The sequence below is a fragment of the Kitasatospora sp. LaBMicrA B282 genome (assembly GCF_050325825.1).
GTDB lineage: Bacteria > Actinomycetota > Actinomycetes > Streptomycetales > Streptomycetaceae > Kitasatospora.
Genome location: NZ_JBNQTI010000397.1, coordinates 1 through 578, shown reverse-complemented (window position 1 = coordinate 578; position 578 = coordinate 1). Strand labels below are relative to the sequence as shown.

Here is a 578-nt window from a genome sequence, read left to right as displayed (position 1 = left end):
CCCGTCCAGGACGGGTCGCGCCTCGCTCGACGTCCGGCTCAGGTACCGGCCAGCGGCAGGGTGGCGGCGACCAGCACCCCCCGCGCGGCCGCGCGGTCGAGGGCGGCGCGCAGCAGGTCCTCGCGGGGTTGGCGGCCGATCGAGCCGGCCGGTGCCGCGAACATGATCACCTCGTTCCGACGGGCCGCCGCCAGCCGCCACGGGTCGGTCACCGCCAGCGGCGAATGGGCCTGCCACCAGGCGCTGTTGCCGACGGCCGAGGGCTGCAGGATCGAGTGCAGCTTGCCCATCGCGACCAGCACCGACCAGCCCGTCACCCGGGCCGGCGGCTTGTCCACGTCCGTCACCAGGCCGAAGCCGTGGTCGCCGAGCAGCGGCAGGAACTCGTCCGTCCCGTTCACCTGGCCGGGCCGCCCGACCGGTCCGGTCGGTTCGACCACCAGGGCGGCGTGGCTGGTCTCGCCGCAGAGCACCAGGCCGCAGGTGACGCCGAGCACCGCCGGCTCGCCCGGGGCCGGGACCCGCGCCGGGTCGGCGGCCCGGGGCGCCGGCGGCGAGGGGACCGGCGCGGCCGCACC

Annotated in this window: 1 pseudogene; it reads right to left on the bottom strand. The window is 78.0% G+C overall.

Going from position 1 to position 578, the window contains the following annotated elements:
• Positions 1-38: 38 nt before the first annotated feature.
• Positions 39-578 (bottom strand): annotated as a pseudogene (locus ACQRUO_RS39650) (hypothetical protein); the annotation flags it as partial.